Below are 20,423 nucleotides of genomic sequence, written 5' to 3'. Positions count from 1 at the left end.
GTTCAGGAGTCGGCCTTCTTTTCCTTGATCCGCAAGGCTTGTTTCTGCACGTCGGCCTGGGTGGCGCGCTCTCGCAGCAGCCACTCAGGCTGGTCCGCCTTTACTGCTTCGATTTGTTCGGTGGTCAGCGTATCGGTGATTCCACCGCGCGCCAGGCCCGCGATCGAGACACCCAGCTTCGACGCGACCACCGGCCGCGGGTGCGGGCCGTCGCGGCGCAGGTCTCGCAGCCACTCCGGCGGATCGGCCTGCAGCGCGTTCAGCTCCTCGCGCGAGACGACCCCCCCTCCTGGAACTCGGCGGGAGTGGCTTGGAGATACACGCCCAGCTTCTTGGCGGCGGTCGCCGGCTTCATGGTCTGGGTAGTCATGCGGGACGTCATACCGTCAAGGCTACCGAGCGCGTATGCGCCCATGACCACGCCCGGTAGCCTGGCGCCGTGACAGCTCCCGCTTTCCGACTCGCGTACGTGCCCGGAGTGATGCCCGGCAAGTGGGTGCGGACGTGGCAGGAGCGGCTGCCCGAGGTGCCGTTGACGCTGGTCACGGTGTCCGCGGCCGAAGCCGCCGACCTGCTTCGCCAGCGGGACGCCGAGGCTGGGCTGGTACGCCTGCCGATCGATCGTACGAGCCTGTCCGTGATCCCGCTCTACACCGAGACGCCGGTCGTGGTGGCCCCGAAGGACCACCTGGTGGCCGCGGCCGAGCAGGTCTCGGCAGCCGACCTGGCCGACGAGACCCTGCTGCATCCGCTCGACGACTTCCTCACCTGGGAGCGCCCGCCGGGCCAGCCGGCGCTGCAGCGCCCAGCCACCACGGCGGACGCGATCGAGCTGGTCGCGGCCGGCGTCGGGCTGCTGGTCGTGCCGCAGTCGCTCGCCCGGCTGCATCACACCGTACGGACCTCATCTACCGCCCGGTGTCGGACGCGCCGGCCTCGGACGTGGGGCTGTCCTGGCTGGAAGACGAAACCACCGACCTGATGGAACAGTTCATCGGCATTGTCCGCGGCCGTACGGTCAACAGCACTCGCGGCCGCCCGCCCACACCTCCGCAGCCCAAAGCAGCCCCGCAAACAAGCCGCCAACAAAGCCAAAGCCCGCCGCCGGTCGTAGAACTACCCAGTGGCGCGGCTGGTGCCGAACATGGGTCCAGCGTGACCGGCTCGAGTTTGCGTTCCTTGATCAGGTCTTCGATTTTGTCGAACATGTGCGTGATCGTCGGGTGATTCGCATGCCCCAGTACGATCCGCCCGCCGGTCATGTATTCGTTCGCGAAATAGAGCAGCTTGTCCGGAGTCAGCAGTTTCGAATCACCGAGAGTGCCGTCCCACAACAGGATCTTGGTGAATCCAATACCCGCGACAATTTGGTCTGTTTCCTTGTTGTGCGTACCAAAAGGCGGCCGGAAATACGGCCGGGAAGTGATCCCGAACTTCTTGTTGATCCATTCTTCGTTGCGTTCGATATCACCGCGAATGGCGGCCTCGGACCGGCCGACGATGCTCTGGTGGGTGAAGGTGTGGTTGCCGATCTGCACCTGGCCCTTTTCGATCAGCGGAGCGAGCTTGTCCGCGTGCGGGTTCCAGATCTTCTGGTACGTGCCGTTCGGGTTGAAGGTCAGCGGGATGCCCGTCCGGGCGGCGCGAAGTCGGCATAGGCGGCGACCGTGGCGGCGTCGTAGCCGTCGTCGACGGTCAGGATGATCCGCTTGGTGTTCTTTGGCGGCTCCCACTCCTTGCCGGCCGTGGAGTTCACCAATTCCGCGACCCCCGGCCGCGGCTTGGGGATCGGCGGCAACGAGTCCGGCGCGGCCGGCGACGGGTTGTCGGTGTGGCTCGGACCGGCCGCGACCGGCGAACCCGACGTCGGGGGACGAGGCCGCCTGCTGGCCGCCGCAGCCGGCGGCCAGCCCCAGCACCCCGAGCGCCATCACCCCGAGGAAGCGGCGGCGGTCCTGGGCCAGATCAGCGGTGATCCTTCTGTCAGCACTCACGGGAATGGCAAACGTACGCGGACGCACCGGAGTTCCGAAAGACACAGGAAACACACAAGATGACCGGATGCCTGTTCTTTACCCGCTATTGACCAAACGTCTTGCGAAGGTCGTTCTTGAGAACCTTTCCAGACGGGTTACGCGGCAGTTTCGGTGACCACGATCGACTTCGGGCATTTGTAATGCGCCAGCCGGCCACGGCAGAATTCGATGATCTCGGCCGCGTCGATTCGCTGTCCGGGCACCGGAACGACCACCGCTCTCACCGCCTCGCCCCATTTCTCGTCGGCAATGCCGATCACCGAAACGTCCGCGACGCTCGGATGTGCGGCCACCGCGTTTTCCACCTCTGACGAGTAAATGTTCTCGCCGCCAGAAATGATCATGTCCTTCAGCCGGTCGTGAATAAAGAGATAACCGTCCTCGTCGAGGTAGCCGATGTCGCCGGTGTGGAACCACCCGTCGCTGTCGATCGCCTCGGCGGTGGCCTGCGCCCGATTCCAATAGCCGGTCATCACCTGCTCGGTACGCAGCTGCACTTCACCAGACACGCCCTGCTCGGCCGGGGCGCTGGTGCCGGGGATCCAGGATCCGCACCTCGACACCCGGATTCGCCTTGCCGGCGGACAGCAGCCGGTGCCGGACCGGGGGTCGCGGTGGTCACCGTCGGCCAGGCTGGTCGCCACTCCGCTGACCTCGGTCAGACCGTAGACCTGCATCAGGCTGACCGTGGTGGGCAGCAGCTGCACACAGCGTTCCAGCAGCGGCAACGGCATCGGCGAGGCGCCGTAGGCGAGCGCTTCCAGCTTGCCCAGCGCGTGGATCGCCGGCTCGCCGGCGGCCAGCAGCATGCCGATCAGCGCTGGTACGAGGAAAGCCTGATTGGCGCCGTTTTCCTCGATGGCCGGCAGCAGATAAGTCGGATGCGCCTCGCGTACGAGCACCGTCGGCACGCCCGCGTAGAGCGCGATCAGCGAGTACGACGACCCGCCGACGTGAAACAGTGGCATCGCGACCAGGCTGACGCGGCCCTCACAGGTCTGGAAGAGCTCGGTGCACGCGCGCGTGTGCGCCAGCAGCGCGCGATGGCTGAGCACCGCGCCCTTCGGGAATCCGGTGGTGCCGGACGTGTAGAGCTGATTGACAGCGTCGTCGGGCTGGACGTCAACGACGCCTTCGTACGCGGGCGCCGAGGCCAGCAGTTCCTCGTACTCGTCCGGCGAACCGCCGACCACGACGACCTTGCGAACGGTGTTTATCCGGTCCGCGATCTGCTTCCACACCTCGACGAACTCGTGGCCGACAAACAGCACGGTCGCACCGGCGTCTTCCAGGACGTACGCGACTTCGTCAGGCGCCAGCCGGAAGTTCACGACAGTGTTCACCGCGCCGACGCGGCTGGCCGCCTGGGTCAGCTCCAGGCAGGCGACGTGGTTCTTGTCGTACGAGGCAACGCGATCACCCGGTCGTACGCCCGCCGCCACCAGCGCCGCGGCCAGTTTTTCGCCGCGCTGCTGGAACTGGCGCCAGGTCCACTTCTGGTCACCGAAAACCAGCGCGAGCGCGTCCGGCTTGCGGTCAGCCCAGTGATCGACCATGGCGTCCAGCCGGCGAATGTCTGCAAGGGCGTCAGCGTCCACGCGAGGACCTCCAGGTCATCGAGACAAGATGACCTGTGTCGTACCACAGCTATGCAGTTTCCGGCGACCGTTTCCGGTCACCCAAAGCGCGGCGGCGGGTAATGTCCGGCTTCTGGGTGGAAATCGACGACCACGGCGAAGTCGTCGGCTGCTTGCGCAGATCGATGACGTCTTCGTCGTACGTGTGCGCATAAGGATCGGCGTCCAGCGCGACGATCCGGCGCTCGTCCCCACCGAAGGCGGTGAGCTCCACGTCGTAAGGCATCACGCCGGTGACGAGCCACTCGCCGAGCGCGGTCCGGTCGACGGTGACCATTTCCAGGTCCTCCGCCAAAATAGCCGCTGACGGCAGCACCTTGCGATTCGTCACCAGAACCGCCACATCAGCGCCATAAACATCCATGGCGTCGTGATCCAGCGCTTTCACATGCTTGGGGCCAATGTTCTCCACCACGTATTGCTCACACCGCAGCAGCACCCGCGGGCCCAGCCGGTCAATCGCACGCACATCCGGCACGTCCCGGTCAACCTCGTCGGCAGTGCGGATTTCCACGTCGGTGAAACCGGCCGGCGCCAGCCTGCGGGCCATCTCGGCGACGAAAATCTGCGGGTCGAGGTCGTCGAATTCGTCCAGCGCGGCATTGAGCAGCCCGCGTTTGCGGCGGGTCGGCGAGGTTTTGAGCATAAAGAGCATCAGCACCACACTGCCCACCGCCAGCACGGCGAAGGACACCTGCCAATGCGCGACCGCCCATCGAACCAGCACGAAAAGGGCGATAACGGCGACAGCTCCTGCCGCCAAGACAACAATGGGGGCGTAACCGCCCCCCAGCCTTTCTTCTGCCCTGCCACGACCGGCCTCCCGGTGCACACCACGTCGACAGTCCGTGAAAATGACAGAACTGCTGCGCTGCAGCCTGACACCAGATGACCCAAATGTACCTTATCTACCCCAAAACGGATAGTCATGGAGTGAGATATGGTTCACGGTCAGTGATCCGTGATGAGTTTTATCTTGCACAGGCGGCAATCGATAGTCCTTGCCGTTAAAGGATCTTACTCGATCCTGATGCCCAACGGCGTTGCCAGACCGGTCACAGTCCGGTCCAGCCGGTCGAGGTGATCGACCAGCACGGTGGTCCGCTCATCCATCGGGGCAGGCTCGGATTCCCCAGCGCGCTCCCGCCGGTGCGCACCGATCAGCTCGGACGGGCTGGCGCCCTTGCGCACCGGCTGATCCGGCTGGCCGTAGTCGGCGCGCAGGCCGTCCGCGATCAGCCGCAGGTTGTCCCGCATGCGTACGTTCGCGAGCGCGAGGCCGTCGTCGCCGGCCAGCGCGGCTGTCTCGGCGTTCGCGGCGATGCTGCGTACGTGGTACGCGGCGGCGTCCAGCAGCGCGAGGGGGTGAAGCGGGCATCGCTGCGCCGGGACCGCAACAGGGTGGCTCGGTGCACGATCGGCTCGGCGATCTTGTGCAGCTCGGACAGCCCCGTGTCGATGTCCCGGGCACACCGTCCACCAGGTTCAGGGCCTCTGCGTCAACGAGCACCCCGGCGAGGTCGGAAAGGAAGTCACGGATGCCCTCCAGGAGCTTCGCGGTGGCCTCCCGGGAGGCCGCGGTGGCCGTCGTAGGCAACACGAGGACGGCCGGCCGCGGCCATCCCCGACACAGCCCCGATCGCCGTCTCTTCGAGGCGCAGCAGCAACAACTCCGGCGTGAAACGTCCCCAACAGGCTGTAGAGCATGCCCAACATGACGGTGATGAAGAAGACCATCAGCCCGTACGAAAGTGTCAGCGCGTAGAAGCCGGCGAAGATGCAGACGAAGGCGAGCACCACGGCCAGTTCCAGATGGCCGCCCAGCAGGCTCGCCACCACGGTGCCGGCGACCACGCCAATCAGCGTGCCGGCCACTCGCCGGAAGCCCTTGACCAGCGTCTGGCCGGCCGAGCCAGTGCCGACGAAGACCATGAACGCGGTGATCACCGCCCAGTACCAGCGCTGTTCGGACAGCAGCTCGCCGGACAGGATCGCCAGCCCGCAGCCGACGGTGGCCTGGATGGCTCGTCGTACGGTCGGCGTCAGCCGGTCGCTCAGCGTACGTTTGGCCGGCGTCGCCGCTGGTTCAGCCGCGGGTCGAGCGGGACTGACCGGCGGCTGCTCGGCCGGCGCTGCCGCGGCGTCGAAGGGCTCGCGGGCCCGCTCGATCGCCTCCACCACCTCGGCGATCGCCCACATGGTGCTGCGCGCCGGGCCGGCCGTACCGACGTCCAGCCAGACCGAAGCGCGCGGCCAGCCGGTCCGGCGCGTTCGGGTCGCCGGAGTCGATCCACACTCGCAGCTCATGCAGCTGCGCGGCCAGCGGCCTCCGGTCCTCGACCGGAATCCGCTGCTTGTAGACCTGACCAACCTCGGCGGCCAGCCGCTCGACGGCCAGCTCGGAGTCCAGGATCCGGCGTTGCAGGCCCGCCAGCTCGCCCTCACCGGTGGCGTCCAGCTCGGCCTCGATGACTAGCGCCGCCTCATGCAGCCGCGCCACCCGGCGCAGCACCCGGCGGGCGTCTCGTACGTCCGGACGCGGTTGCTCCACCAATCGCAGGGCCGCGTCCAGGACTTGTGAGAGTCGTGCGCGGTAGGAGCGGCGGCGAACGTGCTGGATCATCGGCGCGGTGGACGTACGGGTGGCGAGGACCGTCACCACCGCGGTGGTCCCGAGCGCGATCACCAGCGCCAGATAGAGGACCGGCAGCTCCGGTGGTTTTGCCCGGATGAACAGCGCGAAGAAGAACATCATGAAGGCGACCGTGCCGGCCGGCTGCCCGTACACCGGACGGCCGAATGCCAGCAGGGCGGCGAAAATCACCGCCAGGAACGCCAGGTCGGCGACAATCGCGAAGCCGGACAGCAGGGTCGCCACCGTCAGCGAAAAAGCCGCCGGCACGAACAGCGACGCGATGATGCCCAGGCGTTTGAGACGGGTCGCCGCGAACCGCTGGGAAGCCGAGATCATCGCCGCGCTGGCGCCGAGCAGCACCACCTGCGGCGCCGGCCGCAGCAGCACCCAGGATCAGCCCGATCGCGATCGCCGTGCTGGCCGCGACACCGATCGCGTACCGCAACCTGTTCAGGCCCGGATCGGAGGCGAGCAGCCGCCGGCCGGAGGTCGCGCCGAGGAACTCCCGAACCCGCGGCACGGGCCCGTACGCGTTCCCGGCGATGCTCACGCTTCGCCATTCTGCCAGTCAGGCGATCATGTGGTCTGGCTAGGGACGTGGCAGTTCAGTGATCTCCCTCAACCGGTGAGTGTCCACTTTGGGCACTCGTTCGAAGGTCGTCAGGCCGTTGATTTCCTGTTCCACATCGGTCAACTGGGTGTAGCAAAAACCCTGCACTGCGGGCGTACCCACGATCGCCTCGATGAGCTGGCGATAGCTGGCAAGGAACTCCTCCGGCTCTTCGGCGGTCGTGTAACCCCAACCGCCGCCGTCCACCGCGAACGCTATACCGCCGCATTCGGTGAGCAGGATCGGCTGGCCGGAGTACGAGCTGCCGGGTACGAAGGCCGGCATGCTGGCCGACTCGGCGGCCACTGCCTCGGCCGGACTGCGGTAGTTCACCGCGACGACCCTCGCCGGTCCGATAGTCGTGCAAGGTCAACAGATCGGTGTCCGCGTGCTGCCAGCCGTCATTGGACACGACCAGCCGGGAAACGTCCAACGAGCGGGTCAGATGATACATCGCCCGCAGGTGCGCGCGCGCGCTGGCGTTCGTCGGTGTCCAGCTGCGGCACCGCCCAGCTCTCGTTCATCGGCACCCACGCCACGATGCAGGGATGATTGTGGTCCCGACGAACAACTTCCTGCCATTCGGACGTGATTCTGCCGACGTAGTCACGCGAATACGCGTACGCGTTCGCCATTTCGCCCCACACCAGGAAACCCAGCCGGTCCGCCCAGTAGAGCCAGCGCGGATCCTCGACCTTCTGGTGCTTGCGAGCTCCATTGAACCCGAGTTCCTTGGCCAGCTCGATGTCCCGGCGCAGGTCGTCGTCGCTGGGCGCGGTCAGCACTCCGCCCGGGAAATATCCCTGGTCCAGCACCAGACGCTGGAAATAGGGCCGGCCGTTGAGCAGGACTTTGCCGTCCTTGGCCTCGATACTACGCATGCCGAAATAGCTTTCGACCTCATCGGCGAGAATGCCGTCCGGCGAATAAACCCGGATTCTGAGGTCGTACAAGTCAGGCTGTTCCGGGCTCCACACCGCGAAGCCGTTCCACCCGCCGACATTCCCGCCCGGCGCGGCCACGTCGAGCCGGCGGACGGTCAGCGTGTGCTGGGTCCGCGGCCCGTCCGCGCGTCAGCGTCTCCACTCGTACCGGCTCGCCATGCAGCGACAGGTGCAGCTCGACCCGCGCCTCGCTGGTGTCACCGGCCAGCGCGATCTCCAGCGCGGCGGCGCCGGTGTCCAGGTCCGGCGTCAGGTGCAGCTCGGTCAGGTGCAGCGGGGGCCACCGGCTCCAGCCACACGCTCTGCCAGATGCCGGTGGTTGGCGTGTAGAAGATGCCTTCGGACTGGGGCAGCCAATATTGCTTCCCGCGCGGCAGGTCGAGCGCGGTCATCTGGTCCGCGACCCTCACGACCAGTGTCGATGTCGCTCCCTCAGCATCCAGAGCGTCGGTGATGTCCGCGCTGAAAGGCGTGTGCCCGCCCTGGTGGTCGGCGACCTGGATGCCGTTGACCCACACGGTCGCGTGGTAGTCGGCCGCGCCGAAGTGCAGGAAAATCCGGTCGCCAGGGCGCGCGTCCCCCGGCCGAGTCACCGTCCGCGCGTACCAGACCAGGTCATGCTGACCATCCGACGCGATCCCCGACAGCTTCGACTGCGGCGCGTACGGGACGAGAATCCGCTGGTCAAGCTGAGTGCCGGCGAGTTCCTGCGCGGTCAGCGCGAACCACTGCTCGCGGAGCCCCACCCCATCGTCGTCGAAGCCGAAGGCCCACTCGCCGTTCAGGCTGGACCACCGATCGCGGCGCAGCTGGGGCCGCGGATACTCCGGTCGGGGCCGGTGTGAAGGAGGATTACTCACCACTGGGGCACCTTGCCTGCCGTTCTCTGGGTGACTGCTGGCCAGAGGATCATTCCAACGTTGTACATCTCTGACAATCGTAACCCGCCCACTGTCCGGATGCGGCTCCCGCCAAACGTGACCTTTCCGGCCCGCCTGCGGTCTCGCGCCCAAGGTCAAAGGCGAAGGTCAAGGTCTGCCCTGCGGGCGGCGCCTCTAGGAAGAACTGGTTTGGGTTTGGTCGTTGCGTTGGTGGGTGGTTGGGCCGCTGCCCACACTCGCGGGAAAAGCACATCCCCTCGCGATATCCGTTGTTGATCTTGGTTAGTTTGCCTACCCAAACCAGGCATTTCAGGCCGATGTCCGTTTTGGGTAGACCAACTAACCAAGATCAACAACTATCGTCCCGGAGAGTGGGACGAGCGCGCCGCAGGGGCCCCACCAGTCCCCAGCTGTCACAGGTCGGGGGTCGAGTGCGGTACAAAAGCCCGCACTCGACGTCGAGCGGTGCACAAGGTCCCGCACTCGGCGAGCGATACCCGGGAAACGGCTCGGGAAACGCGACAAACAGGGCACAGAACTAAGCAACGTCATCACCAACAGCGCGAGGTGTCCGGTCTCCCCGTCGGCGGGCGCAGCCCTGCACATTTCCTGGCCCGGCGGCGGGGCACCCAGGCCGGGGCACGGCACCCAAGCTCCGCCGCCGGGCCAGGAAATGTGCTGCCCTTGGGCGCCGACGGGGAGAACGGACCACCGCAACCCCCCGTACCCAAGCCCCCACGTTGCAACTCAACCGGCAATACCCGGGATCCACCCTCCCCCGAGGCAACCGCCGCTTTTGACCTTGACCTTCGCCCTTGACCCTGACCGTCGACCTTCGCCCTCGGCTTGCCTTCGCCCTTGACCTTGGAGTTTTGGCCTAGCCGCGGGCCTGCGCCGCCAACACGTCCCGTGTGTGGACTACCGGCGCCGGTGTACTGCCGCATGAAGCTCACCCATCCGTCGGCACATGCCACGCTGGTCGTTGCCGACAGTTCTTCGCCTGGGCTGCGATAAATAACCTCGATGGGGTGGCCCGGCCGCCACCGACGAATCTCCACCGTCGACGGATCCGCGCGGTGGTCGTAATAAACCCAGTCTCCGCACGTACGCAGCGAACCGACCACGCCGACATCCACCCGGAACGGCGAGGCCCGGCCAACAGCGGCCAGCACTGGCGCATGCTCGACATCGGCGTCCGCGTCCGACGCGTCGGACCAGGCCGACCAGTTCCCCACCCCAGCGCCGGCATACTGTCGGCAGGCGGCTAACGCCGGCACGTCCGTCGCGGCGCCACCACTGGGCAGTCGTACGAGCCGCCGACAGCCCGCCGGCTGACGACTTTGCGAAGCGTTCTCCGAATTCTCCGCGAAAGTCACCGAGGAATCCCCGGTGCGCAGAAATCCCGGCAGCCAGCCGACGGGAGCGCAGTACCGTACCGAGGCGGCCACCTGTCGTACGTCCGCCACCGCCACACACCCGCGGCCACCCTGATCAGTGACGTATGCGTAGCGGCCGTCGCCGGCGACCACCTCCGGGTCCACAGTGGACACCGGCGGCTGGTCTGCGACCGAGGTGGCGGTGCCGGTGGAGAGTTGGTAGCGGGTCACCGCGTACCAGGGTTTGGGGCGGTAAGGCGGTTCCGCATCCGCGTCGACCACGATCGCGTAGCCATCAGTCAGAAAAACGTCCTCGACCTGCCATCCGTCCGCGCGATGCGGCACCTGATGGCGTACGACGACCTTGTTCGTCCTGGTGTCCAGGATGGTGGCCACCGCCGGGTTCGCGGGATCCGGCCGAACGTAATAGCGGCCGTCGTAGAGCAGCGGGCCAGCGTCACCTGAGACGACTGGTTCCGAGCGCTGAAAGGGAAAAGTCCACAGCGCCTGCTTGACCGCCGGCGCGGACAGCGCGGCCGCGCCGACGGGGTCGAGGACGGAGTCGAAGACGGGGTGGACGCGGATGGCGGCGCGGCGGTGCAGCCGGCCAGCAGTACCACCAGGGCCGCCGCCACAACAGCTCCGCGCCGACGCACTTAAATCACCAACCGCCCGAAAACTCCCGGCATCGCGTTGTAACTTGCCTGGTTGGCCGCGAAAACCAGGGTGACGGGCAGCTCTTTTGGCCCACCAGTGTGCGCGCCGCCGGAGGTGTAGGTCGCCTCGTCGTAGACCTCGGTGAAAATCACCGTCCGGGCGACCGTGTCATATCCGTTCACCGGCTGGAAGTGGCCGCCGTGGTTTACCCGTACGTACGGGAAAAAAAACGCTTTGTAGAGTTTGACCTGCTGGATCGCCGGATGGTTGTTCGTGTAGATGGCTTCCCGCACATAGGCCAAATAGTCGTTGGCGCTGCTGGCGCCGGTGGAGATATCAGTGTAGGGCGTGCTGTCGCCCCTGCTGGTGTAGTAATTCAGGACCGCCGGCATCTGGGACACGTCGGTGCCGCCGTCCTGGGTGGTGCCCCCAGCCGAAACGCCCAGGTGCTCTGATCGACGGTCGTGCTGTGCCCGTACGCGACAGCGGCGACGCTCGCCGGCCCGCAGTACCAGTTGGTGTCCTGCTCCGGGAGCCCCATCGGCAGCACCAGCCGGGTCGGCATGCTCGAGCTGGTAGCCGCCGACATGACGTGCCGGGTCGTCTTCGCGACCCCGTTGGCCTGCTTGACCGCGGCGGCGATCTCCGCCTTCTCGTCGACGGCCCGCTGGTCGTACGGCCGGGTCGCGACCCGATGAGCGACGCCGAGCAGCGTCGCGACCCCGTCGTCGCTGTCCGGCCCGGTCGACGCTTTCCGCAGCATCGCGTCCACCTGCTCGGGCGTCTGGCGCGGCGACATGAAGCCGATATGCAGGCAGTACTGCTGGTCCGCTCCGACATCTTCACAACGGATGACGGCCTTGAGCAGCTCCAGCGGCGTCGCGCTGGCCAGCTGAGCGTCGGACGGCACACTCGCGTCCACCGAAGCGACGGCCCGCTGCCCGATCACCGCGTCCGAGGCACTGACCGGCACGACGCCACCCACCACCAGCGCGGCCGCGGCCACCACGGACCCGGCCCGTACGTACTGACGAGACGTTCCCATAAGACACTCCCTACCGACATAACAGCCGATAGGGAGCATAAGCCTCAGTAGCTGATTTTCACCACACGTGACTCAGCAGTCACTCTGTTCGTACGCCTGCAGCGCCGCTTTGGTGGCCTCGGCACTGGCCGGCAGCAGTGGCAGGCGTACGCCTGGGCTCGGGATCTGCCCTTTGGCGTGCAGCACCGCCTTGACCACCACCGGGTTCGGCTCGGCGAACATCGCCGCCGACAGCGCCGCCAGCCGATGGCCGAGCAGCCGGGCGCGGGCCACGTCACCGGCCCGCCAGGCGCCGACCAGCGCGGCGAAGCGGTCGGTGGCGACGTGCGCGGAGAGGCCAGAATCCCGCCGGCGGCGCCCAACGCGAGCAGCGGCGACACATACAGGTCGTCGCCGGCGAAGACCGCGAACGACTCAGGCTTGTCGGCCATCAACCGGACGGTGTCCTCGTCGACCGCCCCGACCGCCTGCTTCATCCCGACAATGCCGGGCACCGCCGCGAGCTGCCGGAGCGCCTGCCAGCCGAGCACCTGGCCGGTCCGGTACGGGATGTTGTAGAGCATCAGCGGCACCGGACTTTCGGCCGCCAGCCTGGTGAAATGCGCGACCACACCAGCCTCGCCGGGACGCGTGTAATACGGCACGACGGTCAGCGCGGCGGTCACCTCCGGCCACTTCGCCAACGCCTTTACTGCCTCGACGGACCCGGCAGTGTCGTTAGAGCCGGCGCCGGCGATCAGGAGCGCGCCACGGTCGCGGCAGACCGCGGCGACGGTGTCCATGACGGCGTTCTTCTCCGCCGCGGTCAGGGTCGCCGGTTCCCCGGTCGTACCGAGCGGCACCAGCCCGGCGGCGCCGTCATCCAGCACCCGGTGGGCGAGCTCTTCGAGCGCGTCCAGCGCGACGCTGCCGTCCTTGGCGAACGGGGTGATCAGCGGAATCAAGAGGCCTTCCATGCGCACCAGGCTGCCGCTCCACCGCTCGGTAGGTCCAGTTCACATTTGTGCCGACGACCGTAAGCTGAACTGATGCTCGACGTACGCAAGCTGCGCCTCCTGCGAGAGCTCTCCCACCGCGGCACCATCGCCGCCGTCGCCCAGGCACTCGCGTACACACCGTCCGCGGTGTCCCAGCAGCTCGCCGCCCTGGAGCGGGAGGCCGGCGTGCCGCTTCTGCACCGCACCGGCCGCCGCGTCGCCCTCACGCCAGCGGGCACCCAGCTCGCCGTCCACACCGAAGCCGTCCTCGCCGACCTGGAACGCGCCACCGCCGCCCTCGCCGCCAGCCGGGAAGTCCTGACCGGCCACCTCCGCATCGGCGCCTTCTCCACCGCGATGCGTACGATCCTGCCCGCCGCCCTGGTCACCCTCGGCCGCGATCACCCCGGCCTCGACCTCACCGTCCGCGAACTCGACCCCGCAAACGTCGCCGACGCCCTGCGTACGGACCAGCTCGACCTGGGTTTGATCAGCGCGTACGACTATGTGCCGGTCGAGCCGGACCCAGCACTGGAGACGACTCCTTTGCTGGTGGAAACCATGTATCTGGCCTCCACGCGCTCCACCACCATCGTCGACTGCCGTGCGGCTTCCTGGATCCTGGCCAGCCCGGAAACCCTGTGCCACACTATGACGGTCCGCGCCTGTCAGGCCCACGACTTCACCCCTCGCGCCCGACACCACGCCGACGACTTCGCGACGGTGTTGGCGCTGGTCGCGGCTGGGCAGGGGGTTGCTTTCGTCCCCGAGTTGGGCGCTGCCGACCCGCCCGCCGGGGTGGTGTTGACCGCCCTGGAAAGTCGGCGCCGAACGTTCGTGGCGTACCGCCGTGGGACTGGTGAGCACCCCGCTGTCGTTGCCGGAGTGTCTGCTCTCCGGCAAGTTTGCTCTGGATTGGTGCCCGGCTTTTAGAGAGTCGCGCCAGCCCCGCGGACAACGGGTCCAGCGTCGAGTGCGGGACAAAACCCCACACTCGACGTCGAGTGTGGGGTTTTTGTCCCGCACTCGACGAAAATCCCGCCCGACCGCACCACCCGGCCGTACCCCAAAAATTGATCAACTCTGGGTAGTGGAATGGATGCGCGGCCACGCCGCCGCCGACTACCCTTGAAACATGACAACCCGGGCCGCGCCGTTCAAGACCGCGGCGTCGGAGGGCGTCCAGCCGGCGAGCATTACCGCCTTCGTCGGTGCGATCGTTTTCTCGGTCGTGCTGGTGGTGGTGGTGTTGGGGCTCGGGGCGGCCCAGGTGGGGCTTTACTCCTGGGACAGCGTGGGCGGCGCGAAGCCGTCGCCGAACCAGTTGACGACGATGGCGTGGCTGGTGATGTTGTCCGCGAGTGTCGGTGGGCTGGCGGCGAATCGGCTGGCCAGAAGGGTTTTCCGGCTGTCCGCGCCAGGGCCGATCTGGTTCAGTACGGTCGGGGTAGCGGTGGGGGCGGTGCCGGCGGCGATTTGGCTGGTGGTGCACGCGGCGCAAACGCGTCCGGGATGGCTTCGACGCCGTCGGCCACCGCTGGGCGGATTCTGGCGGTGCTGTCGGCGGCCGTGGTCGGAGTGTTGGTGGTCGCGGTCCGGCCGTATTTGCGGTTGATCGGCGGCAGCCTCGCCGGGAGCACGGCGCTGGCGGTGGCCTTCGCGATCGTGTCGCTGTTCGCCCGCAACGGGAACCCGCGGCTCGGATTGCTGCAGTTCGGGTTGGTCGACTCCGAAAGTGCGCCGAGCTATTTCAGTGCGCTGTTCATCGAAGCGGCGGTCGCCGCGATGGTGCCGGCCGCGATCGTCGCGTGGGTCGGGCGGCGGCGGGGCGGGACCAGCCGTGGGGTGAGGCGGCGCTGGCCGGCGCCGCTGGACCGTTTCTGCTCGGGGTGTCCTACCTGCTCGCCGGCAACGGGACCATTGACGCGGTCGACCAGACCCGGCCGTGGCTCTATGTGCAGGCGGCGGCGGTGCTGGCTTTCTTTCTGGTGGCGGCGCTGGTGGCCCGGCTGACGGCCCGCGACGACCACGTGGCCGTACGAACGCTGCCCAACCGCTACGCGCTCTGGGCGTGCGGTGCCGTTGTGGGCGCCGTGCTCGGCATGATCGCCTCGATCGTATTCTTCAACCTGGGACCGATCCCGTTCAGCTTCGGGCAGGCCGGCCAGCAGGTCAGCGGCAGCCTCCGGACCACGGACAACTCGGTGCTGATCAGCGCCACGGCGACCCTGATCGGGCTCGCGGTGGCGATCGTCGTGGTGATCGAAGCGGTCTGGTGCGTCGTCGCCAGCCGAAGACGGCAAGGGTGAACCGCGAGTGAAGACAGTGCCGACCATGGTCGGATCCGGTCAGTCTGCTCGCGGCACGGTGGTACGGCCGTAAGGACATCCGGGTCGTTGAGGTACCAGTCCCGACCGATCCCCCACCTGGCTGGCTGATCGCCCGAGTGGACGCGTGCGGGCTCTGCGGCACGGACATCGAGGAATACCTGCACGGCCCGCTGCTCACCCCCCGTCGACCAGCCGTTCCCGCTCACCGGTGCGATCGCGCCGCTGACCCTCGGACACGAGCTGGTCGGCACGGTCACCGAGGTGGTCGGCGACGGCGTCAAGCTGCGGCCCGGCACCCGGGTGGCGATCGAGGGCAACCTGTTCTGCGGCGAGTGCGAGTGGTGCAAGGCCGGCCGGCACAACATCTGCCCGTTCTCCGGCCAGCTCGGCCAGCGTACGGACGGCGGCCTCGCGCAGTTTGTGGCCGCGCCCGAATACTGCTGCATCCCGTACGCGGACGAGCTGCCGGTCGAGCAGGCCGCGCTGGCCGAGCCGCTGTCGGTGGCGGTAAGGGCCGTCCGGCGCGGCGGCATCGGCCTCGGCTCCCGCGTCGGAGTGGTCGGCGGCGGCACGATTGGCCTGCTCACCGCCCAGGTGGCCCGGATCGCCGGCGCGGACACCGTGCTGCTGGTTGAGCCGCATCCCGGCCGGCGGGCGCTGGCTTCCTCCTTCGGCGCGGCGGTGGCCGTCACCCCCGATGAGGCCGAGGCCGCGGCGGGACCAGCGACCGGCGGCCACGGCCTGGACGTAGTGCTCGACTGTGCGGGCGCGAGGGCCGCCACCCCGCTGGCGATCCGGCTGACCCGGCGCGGCGGCCGGACCGTGCTGGTCGCGATCTATCCCGGCGACCTCACCTTCGACCCGCTGGACTTCCTCGGCAGCGAGAAGGAGCTGGTGGCCTCGATGTCCCACTCGTACACCAGCGACTACCCGGACGCCGTGCGGCTGTTGGAGACGGGCCGGGTGGACGTACGCCCGCTCATCACCGACCGGGTCGCACTGCCGGACGTGGTCAAGGCCGGCTTCGAGGCGCTGGTCGCGGAGCCGCAGAACCACCTCAAAGTGGTCGTAGACCCTCGGCAGCCGGACGCGTGACGTCCTCGCCGCGTACCCTCTGGCAAGGAGTGGGCCGGACCGAGAACCAATCGGCACCTTCGCGCGTCTAACCGTCTAAGGTGCCCTTTCGGGCCCACGAGCGAGACGATAGGACCAGATTGATGACGCAGGTGAGCGTTCAGCGACCCGCCGGTCGGACGGCTTGGTGGCCAGCGACCCAGCCGTGGCTGTCCACCGTGCTGCGGCTCGCGCTCGCGGTGATCTGGATCCTGGCCGCCTGGCCCAAGGTCACTGACCTGGACAACAACATCCGCAGCGTGCGCGCGTACGAGCTGGGCATCCCGGACACGTTGGTGCAGGTCATCGGCATTGGCCAGCCGTTCCTGGAGCTGGTGCTGGGGCTGCTGTTGATCGTCGGCCTCGGCGTACGGCTGATGTCCGCCGCGTCCGCGCTGCTGTTCGTCATCTCATCGTCGGCATCATCTCGGTCTGGGTCCGGGGCCTGCGGATCGACTGCGGCTGCTTCTCCTCCGGCGGGCAGTTGGCCGCCGGCGTCGACCCGCAGTACGCGATCGAGATCGCCCGGGACCTCGGTTTCGTCGCGATCGCTGTCGTGCTGGTGATCTGGCCGCTGTCGAAACTGTCGGTGGACGGGCTGATCCGCCACCTGAGCACATCCGGTTTGACCGCCGCCGATCTTGCGGACGGCGACGAGGACGAGGAGAACGAGTGAGCAAGAACAGCGGCCGACCCAACCGGGCCCGCCAGGTCGCCGCCCAGCGGCTGGCCGCCCAGCGCCGCAGGCAGCGGATCGTCACCACGTCGATCGTCGGTGTCGTGGTGATCGCGGTGCTCGCGATCGCCGCCATCGTCGGGGTCACGGTGTACAACTCCACGCACAAGCCGACCCTGCCGCTGGCCGCCCCGAAGGGCGGCACGGTCACCGGTGTGTATGTCGGCAAGTCCACCGCCAAGGTGACGGTCGATCTCTACATCGACTTCATGTGCCCGATCTGCCACCAGTTCGAGACGACCACGGGTCCGACGATCCAGAAGATGGTGGACGCCGGCACGGTACGGATCTATTACCACCCGCTGGCGTATTTGGACCGGTTCTCGTCGGGTACGAACTACTCGTCGCGCGCTTCAGCCGCCTCGGCCTGCGCCGCGGATGCTGGCCTGTTCGACCAGTATCGCGGGGTCCTTTACGACAACCAGCCCGAAGAGAACAGCACCGGCTTGACCAACACTCAGCTGATCCAGTTCGGCCAACAGGCCGGTGCGCCAGCCGCGGCGTTCGAGAAGTGCGTGAACGACGGGAAATACGCGGCCTGGACGGCGCACCTGACCGACAGCGCGTCCAAGGGCAAGATCACCGGCACTCCGACCGTCAAGGTCAACGGGACCGTGGTGAACGGCGGCACCGCCGACAGCGTGCCGACCACCCAGCAGGTCACCGACGCGATCAACGCGGCCCTGAAGAAGTAGTCCTCCGCGCGTACCCGGCGTTGGCCAATGTCGGGTACGCGGACGGAGTGTCAGGGTGGGGTCGTACTGTGGCGCCATGACGGATACGAACCGGCTGGCGGCCGGTGCCGCGGCGCCCGACTTCGACCTGACCCACCGACACCGGCGAGCGGCTGCACCTCAAGGACCTGCGCGGCAAGCACGTCATTCTGTATGTCTATCCAGCCGCGCTCACCCCCGGCTGCACCACCCAGGCCTGCGACTTTCGGGACAGCCTGGACGCGCTGCACGTGGCCGGCTACCAGGTCGTCGGGCTTTCCAAGGACAGTCCGGAAAAACTCGCCAAGTTCCGGGACAAGGAGCACCTCACCTTCCCGCTCGCGTCCAACGAGGATCTCGACGTGCTGAAGGCCTATGGGGCGTACGGCGAGCGCAAGCTCTACGGGAAGGTCGTCACCGGCCCGATCCGGTCCACCTTCGTGATCGACCCCGAGGGCAAGATCGAGCACGCCATGTACAACGTGAAGGCAACCGGCCACGTGGCGAAACTTCGCCGCGATCTGGGGATATAACGCACGTCACTGGAACTCCGGGAAAGTCGGCGACGACTTGCACTGCGAGGCCGGCGGCACGAAAGCGTCGGCGCCCGCGGACTTTTCTCGAGGAGTTGGGACCAGTGACGCTCCCCCGTACGACCCCCAGGATGTGGCCCCGTCGGCTGGCCGCGGTCGCGTTGGCCGCCGGCATCGGTGTCGGCAGCGCGCTCGCCTTCGCCGGGCCGGCGTCCGCGCACGTCCACGTGATCCCGGACTCGACGGCCGCCGGCAGCTACCCCAAACTCACCTTCCGGGTGCCCAATGAGGAAGAAAACGCGGACACCAACAAGCTGGTGATCACCGTCCCGACCGACCATCCGCTCCGCTCGGTGTCGATCAAGCCGCACCCCGGCTGGACGGCCGAGACCACCCTGGTGACGCTGCCCAAACCGGTCAACATCGGCGACGCCACCATTACCAAGGCGGTCAGCACGATCACCTGGACGGCGACCGCCGGGCAGGGCATAAAGCCTGGTCAGTTCGATGAGTTCGACGTGTCGGCGGGGCCGCTGCCCAGCGGTACGAAGGAGCTGTCGTTCCCCACCGCGCAGTACTACTCGAACAACACGATCGTGAACTGGAACCAGCCCACCCCGGCCGGTGGGCAGGAGCCCGAACACCCCGCGCCGGCCTTCGCGGTGACCCCGGCGGCGGCGGGTGCCGATGCTGACGGCGACGCACCGGCCGGTCACAATATGGGCGTGTCAGCTTCTGATTCCACCGCCTCCGCGAGCGGCTCCGACGGCCTGGCCCGCGGCCTCGGCACGGCCGGCCTGGTGTTTGGGCTAGCCGGCGTCGGCGTGGCCGCCTGGGCCTTGTTGCGCAAGCCCGCGAACTCGTGAGAGGTCGGCTGGTACGCCGGATCGGCGTTCTCACCGCGGCCGTCACGCTCGGCCTGTCGGGGTGCTGGCCACCGCGGCACCCGCCGCGGCTCACGACGTACTCATCTCGTCGAGCCCCGCCAACGGCGCCTCGGTGGCGGCGCCGACCCGGGTCACCTTCACCTTCAACGACGTGGTGCTGAACAACTTCGCCGCGGTCGTGGTGACCGGCCCGGACGGCAAGCAGTATCAGGACGGCGCGCCGCGGATCATCGACACGTCGGTGTCGGTCAACGTGAAGGCGCTCCCGGTGACCGGCGCCTACACCGCGTCGTACCGGATCGTCTCGGCGGACGGCCACCCGGTTTCCGGGGACATCAAGTTCACCGTGACGACCACCAAACCCGGCCCGGAGGACCCGAACGCGCCCGGCGTACCGGTGACACCGTCGACCTACACGTCCGGCGGCGGCAGCGTCACCCCGTACGTCATCGGCGGTGGCATCGCCATCCTGCTGTTGGCCCTCGGGGCGGTCATCCTCGCGTCCCGCCGCCGTCCAACGCCTCCCGCCGAGCCTCCTGCCGCCGAGCCTTCTCCCGCCGAGCCTGAGGTGGTGGAAGAACCGGCCGGTCGGCACCGCGACGAAGCGGCCGGCAGCGACAACCCGTCCGGTGGATCAGCCGACGCGGGGCGTACGGCAGAATGAACCAGCCGCCGGTTTCTCGAGCCGGCGACTGGGGGCCGTAGCCCAATGGCAGAGGCACACGGTTTAGGTCCGTGACAGTGTGAGTTCGACTCTCATCGGCCCCACGTAGGTCACCGGCGCGCTCCGCGCAGGGTCTGAGGAGCCTGCCCGGCTCATGCGGACGCGGGATTCGGCAGATCAGTCTCCGGGTCGAAGACAAAGACCGTGGCCCGATCGGGTACGCGGTCATCCCATTCACGGACGCTGAAACCAGATTCCGCTGGCTCGATGGCGACGTCGAAGGTGCTGTCATCGGGAAACCGGAGAGTGAACAGCGGACTTATCCAGTAGGCGAGCTGCAGGTTTTCGCGTTCGCTGGCGTCCACGAGCGCGCCGTGCACATCCCAACCGCCACCGTCAAGCGCATCGGCCCTGACCGTTGCGGGAAAGTGGCCGAAGCACGTTGAGCGGTTGACCCACCATTCAAGCTGAGCGGTTCCCTCGTACGTCTCCATGCCGCCGATAGTCGCACGCGTAGGGCTGCAACCGCACTGGCCTTTTGCCGGTCCAGACGCTCGAAGGAAACGGTGAAGCGCTCGGAGACAAGAACTCTAAGCGAACTAGCGGTTTTAGCGCTCATTCGACAGAAGGCTGTAGACCAGTGCACGCT

23 protein-coding genes, 1 tRNA gene and 4 pseudogenes are annotated in these 20,423 nt (G+C 67.6%); 13 read left to right on the top strand and 15 right to left on the bottom strand.

Annotated features, from left to right (window positions below):
• Positions 1-2: 2 nt before the first annotated feature.
• A pseudogene (locus tag GNX96_RS05735) lies at positions 3-382 on the bottom strand (DUF5997 family protein).
• Positions 383-481: 99 nt separating this feature from the next.
• Between GNX96_RS05735 and GNX96_RS05730 the strand changes: the two are divergent.
• Positions 482-1,227: pseudogene (locus tag GNX96_RS05730) on the top strand (LysR family transcriptional regulator substrate-binding protein).
• A 128-nt stretch (positions 1,228-1,355) separates the two neighbouring features.
• Here the strand turns inward: GNX96_RS05730 and GNX96_RS49140 are convergent.
• The 6 genes and pseudogenes from GNX96_RS49140 to GNX96_RS05700 all read right to left on the bottom strand — a co-directional run.
• Positions 1,356-1,931 (bottom strand): annotated as a pseudogene (locus tag GNX96_RS49140) (polysaccharide deacetylase family protein); the annotation flags it as partial.
• A gap of 200 nt (positions 1,932-2,131) precedes the next feature.
• Positions 2,132-3,634 carry an AMP-binding protein gene (locus tag GNX96_RS05720; protein ID WP_279579478.1) on the bottom strand — a complete coding sequence of 501 codons (1,503 nt, stop codon included), beginning with the start codon at positions 3,632-3,634 and terminating at the stop codon, positions 2,132-2,134.
• Between the two features lie 49 nt (positions 3,635-3,683).
• Positions 3,684-4,400, bottom strand: a complete 717-nt coding sequence (locus tag GNX96_RS05715) for a restriction endonuclease (RefSeq protein ID WP_163567301.1) — start codon at positions 4,398-4,400, stop codon at positions 3,684-3,686.
• Positions 4,401-4,690: 290 nt separating this feature from the next.
• Positions 4,691-5,146: a hypothetical protein gene (locus GNX96_RS05710; RefSeq protein WP_163567300.1), complete on the bottom strand. Its 456-nt coding sequence runs from the start codon at positions 5,144-5,146 to the stop codon at positions 4,691-4,693.
• A 12-nt stretch (positions 5,147-5,158) separates the two neighbouring features.
• Entirely contained in the window at positions 5,159-5,872 is a 714-nt protein-coding gene (locus GNX96_RS05705) for an FUSC family protein (protein WP_279579477.1), read from the bottom strand.
• Positions 5,760-6,695, bottom strand: coding sequence for a hypothetical protein (locus GNX96_RS05700; protein ID WP_163567298.1), 936 nt, complete (start codon positions 6,693-6,695; stop codon positions 5,760-5,762). The genes GNX96_RS05705 and GNX96_RS05700 overlap by 113 nt, the downstream gene beginning before the upstream one ends.
• 26 nt (positions 6,696-6,721) lie before the next feature.
• On the opposite strand from GNX96_RS05700, the gene GNX96_RS49135 reads away from it, so the two are divergent.
• Positions 6,722-6,901: a hypothetical protein gene (locus GNX96_RS49135; RefSeq protein ID WP_279579476.1), complete on the top strand. Its 180-nt coding sequence runs from the start codon at positions 6,722-6,724 to the stop codon at positions 6,899-6,901.
• Here the strand turns inward: GNX96_RS49135 and GNX96_RS49130 are convergent.
• From GNX96_RS49130 to GNX96_RS67075, 7 genes are all read right to left on the bottom strand, one after another.
• Positions 6,898-7,251, bottom strand: coding sequence for a hypothetical protein (locus tag GNX96_RS49130; protein WP_279579475.1), 354 nt, complete (start codon positions 7,249-7,251; stop codon positions 6,898-6,900). The genes GNX96_RS49135 and GNX96_RS49130 overlap by 4 nt on opposite strands.
• Before the next feature lie 68 nt (positions 7,252-7,319).
• Positions 7,320-7,940, bottom strand: coding sequence for a glycoside hydrolase family 2 TIM barrel-domain containing protein (locus GNX96_RS49125; protein WP_279579474.1), 621 nt, complete (start codon positions 7,938-7,940; stop codon positions 7,320-7,322).
• 119 nt (positions 7,941-8,059) lie between these two features.
• On the bottom strand, positions 8,060-8,722 hold the full coding sequence (locus tag GNX96_RS49120) for a sugar-binding domain-containing protein (RefSeq protein ID WP_279579473.1): 663 nt from the start codon (positions 8,720-8,722) through the stop codon (positions 8,060-8,062).
• A gap of 572 nt (positions 8,723-9,294) precedes the next feature.
• Positions 9,295-10,515 (bottom strand): hypothetical protein, encoded by a 1,221-nt coding sequence (locus GNX96_RS05690; RefSeq protein ID WP_163567297.1) that lies wholly within the window; start codon positions 10,513-10,515, stop codon positions 9,295-9,297.
• Positions 10,516-10,775: 260 nt separating this feature from the next.
• A complete protein-coding gene (locus GNX96_RS05685) occupies positions 10,776-11,168 on the bottom strand; it encodes a hypothetical protein (RefSeq protein ID WP_163567296.1) in 393 nt (130 codons plus the stop codon).
• Positions 11,153-11,821, bottom strand: coding sequence for a hypothetical protein (locus GNX96_RS05680; RefSeq protein ID WP_163567295.1), 669 nt, complete (start codon positions 11,819-11,821; stop codon positions 11,153-11,155). The genes GNX96_RS05685 and GNX96_RS05680 overlap by 16 nt, the downstream gene beginning before the upstream one ends.
• 44 nt (positions 11,822-11,865) lie before the next feature.
• Positions 11,866-12,777, bottom strand: a complete 912-nt coding sequence (locus GNX96_RS67075) for a dihydrodipicolinate synthase family protein (RefSeq protein ID WP_452124463.1) — start codon at positions 12,775-12,777, stop codon at positions 11,866-11,868.
• A gap of 72 nt (positions 12,778-12,849) precedes the next feature.
• On the opposite strand from GNX96_RS67075, the gene GNX96_RS05670 reads away from it, so the two are divergent.
• The 11 genes and pseudogenes from GNX96_RS05670 (at position 12,850) to GNX96_RS05625 (ending at position 19,878) form a co-directional block, all read left to right on the top strand.
• Positions 12,850-13,731 (top strand): LysR family transcriptional regulator, encoded by an 882-nt coding sequence (locus tag GNX96_RS05670; RefSeq protein WP_163567294.1) that lies wholly within the window; start codon positions 12,850-12,852, stop codon positions 13,729-13,731.
• A gap of 202 nt (positions 13,732-13,933) precedes the next feature.
• Positions 13,934-14,413 (top strand): hypothetical protein, encoded by a 480-nt coding sequence (locus tag GNX96_RS05665; RefSeq protein WP_163567293.1) that lies wholly within the window; start codon positions 13,934-13,936, stop codon positions 14,411-14,413.
• Positions 14,353-14,811, top strand: coding sequence for a hypothetical protein (locus tag GNX96_RS49115; protein WP_279579472.1), 459 nt, complete (start codon positions 14,353-14,355; stop codon positions 14,809-14,811). Before GNX96_RS05665 ends, GNX96_RS49115 begins: the two co-directional genes overlap by 61 nt.
• Positions 14,769-15,107, top strand: coding sequence for a hypothetical protein (locus GNX96_RS05660; protein WP_279579471.1), 339 nt, complete (start codon positions 14,769-14,771; stop codon positions 15,105-15,107). The genes GNX96_RS49115 and GNX96_RS05660 overlap by 43 nt, the downstream gene beginning before the upstream one ends.
• A gap of 234 nt (positions 15,108-15,341) precedes the next feature.
• Positions 15,342-16,223 (top strand): zinc-binding dehydrogenase, encoded by an 882-nt coding sequence (locus GNX96_RS05655; protein WP_313885591.1) that lies wholly within the window; start codon positions 15,342-15,344, stop codon positions 16,221-16,223.
• A gap of 122 nt (positions 16,224-16,345) precedes the next feature.
• Positions 16,346-16,807, top strand: a complete 462-nt coding sequence (locus GNX96_RS05650; RefSeq protein ID WP_279579470.1) for a MauE/DoxX family redox-associated membrane protein — start codon at positions 16,346-16,348, stop codon at positions 16,805-16,807.
• Between the two features lie 106 nt (positions 16,808-16,913).
• Positions 16,914-17,672 (top strand): DsbA family protein, encoded by a 759-nt coding sequence (locus GNX96_RS05645; protein WP_163567290.1) that lies wholly within the window; start codon positions 16,914-16,916, stop codon positions 17,670-17,672.
• A 76-nt stretch (positions 17,673-17,748) separates the two neighbouring features.
• Positions 17,749-18,223, top strand: a pseudogene (gene bcp / locus GNX96_RS05640) (thioredoxin-dependent thiol peroxidase).
• A 131-nt stretch (positions 18,224-18,354) separates the two neighbouring features.
• Positions 18,355-19,089 carry a YcnI family copper-binding membrane protein gene (locus tag GNX96_RS05635; protein ID WP_163567289.1) on the top strand — a complete coding sequence of 245 codons (735 nt, stop codon included), beginning with the start codon at positions 18,355-18,357 and terminating at the stop codon, positions 19,087-19,089.
• A gap of 61 nt (positions 19,090-19,150) precedes the next feature.
• The gene (locus GNX96_RS05630; protein ID WP_163567288.1) at positions 19,151-19,774 is read left to right on the top strand and encodes a copper resistance CopC family protein; all 624 of its coding nucleotides are present in this window, start codon (positions 19,151-19,153) and stop codon (positions 19,772-19,774) included.
• A 31-nt stretch (positions 19,775-19,805) separates the two neighbouring features.
• Positions 19,806-19,878, top strand: a tRNA-Leu gene (locus GNX96_RS05625).
• A gap of 48 nt (positions 19,879-19,926) precedes the next feature.
• Here GNX96_RS05625 and GNX96_RS05620 read toward each other — a convergent pair.
• Positions 19,927-20,268: a hypothetical protein gene (locus GNX96_RS05620; protein ID WP_279579469.1), complete on the bottom strand. Its 342-nt coding sequence runs from the start codon at positions 20,266-20,268 to the stop codon at positions 19,927-19,929.
• Between the last annotated feature and the right edge of the window lie 155 nt (positions 20,269-20,423).

The sequence above is a fragment of the Fodinicola feengrottensis genome (genome assembly GCF_010993775.1).
In the GTDB taxonomy this organism is placed as follows: Bacteria; Actinomycetota; Actinomycetes; order Mycobacteriales; family HKI-0501; genus Fodinicola; species Fodinicola feengrottensis.
This window is presented reverse-complemented; position numbering and strand designations above follow the sequence as displayed.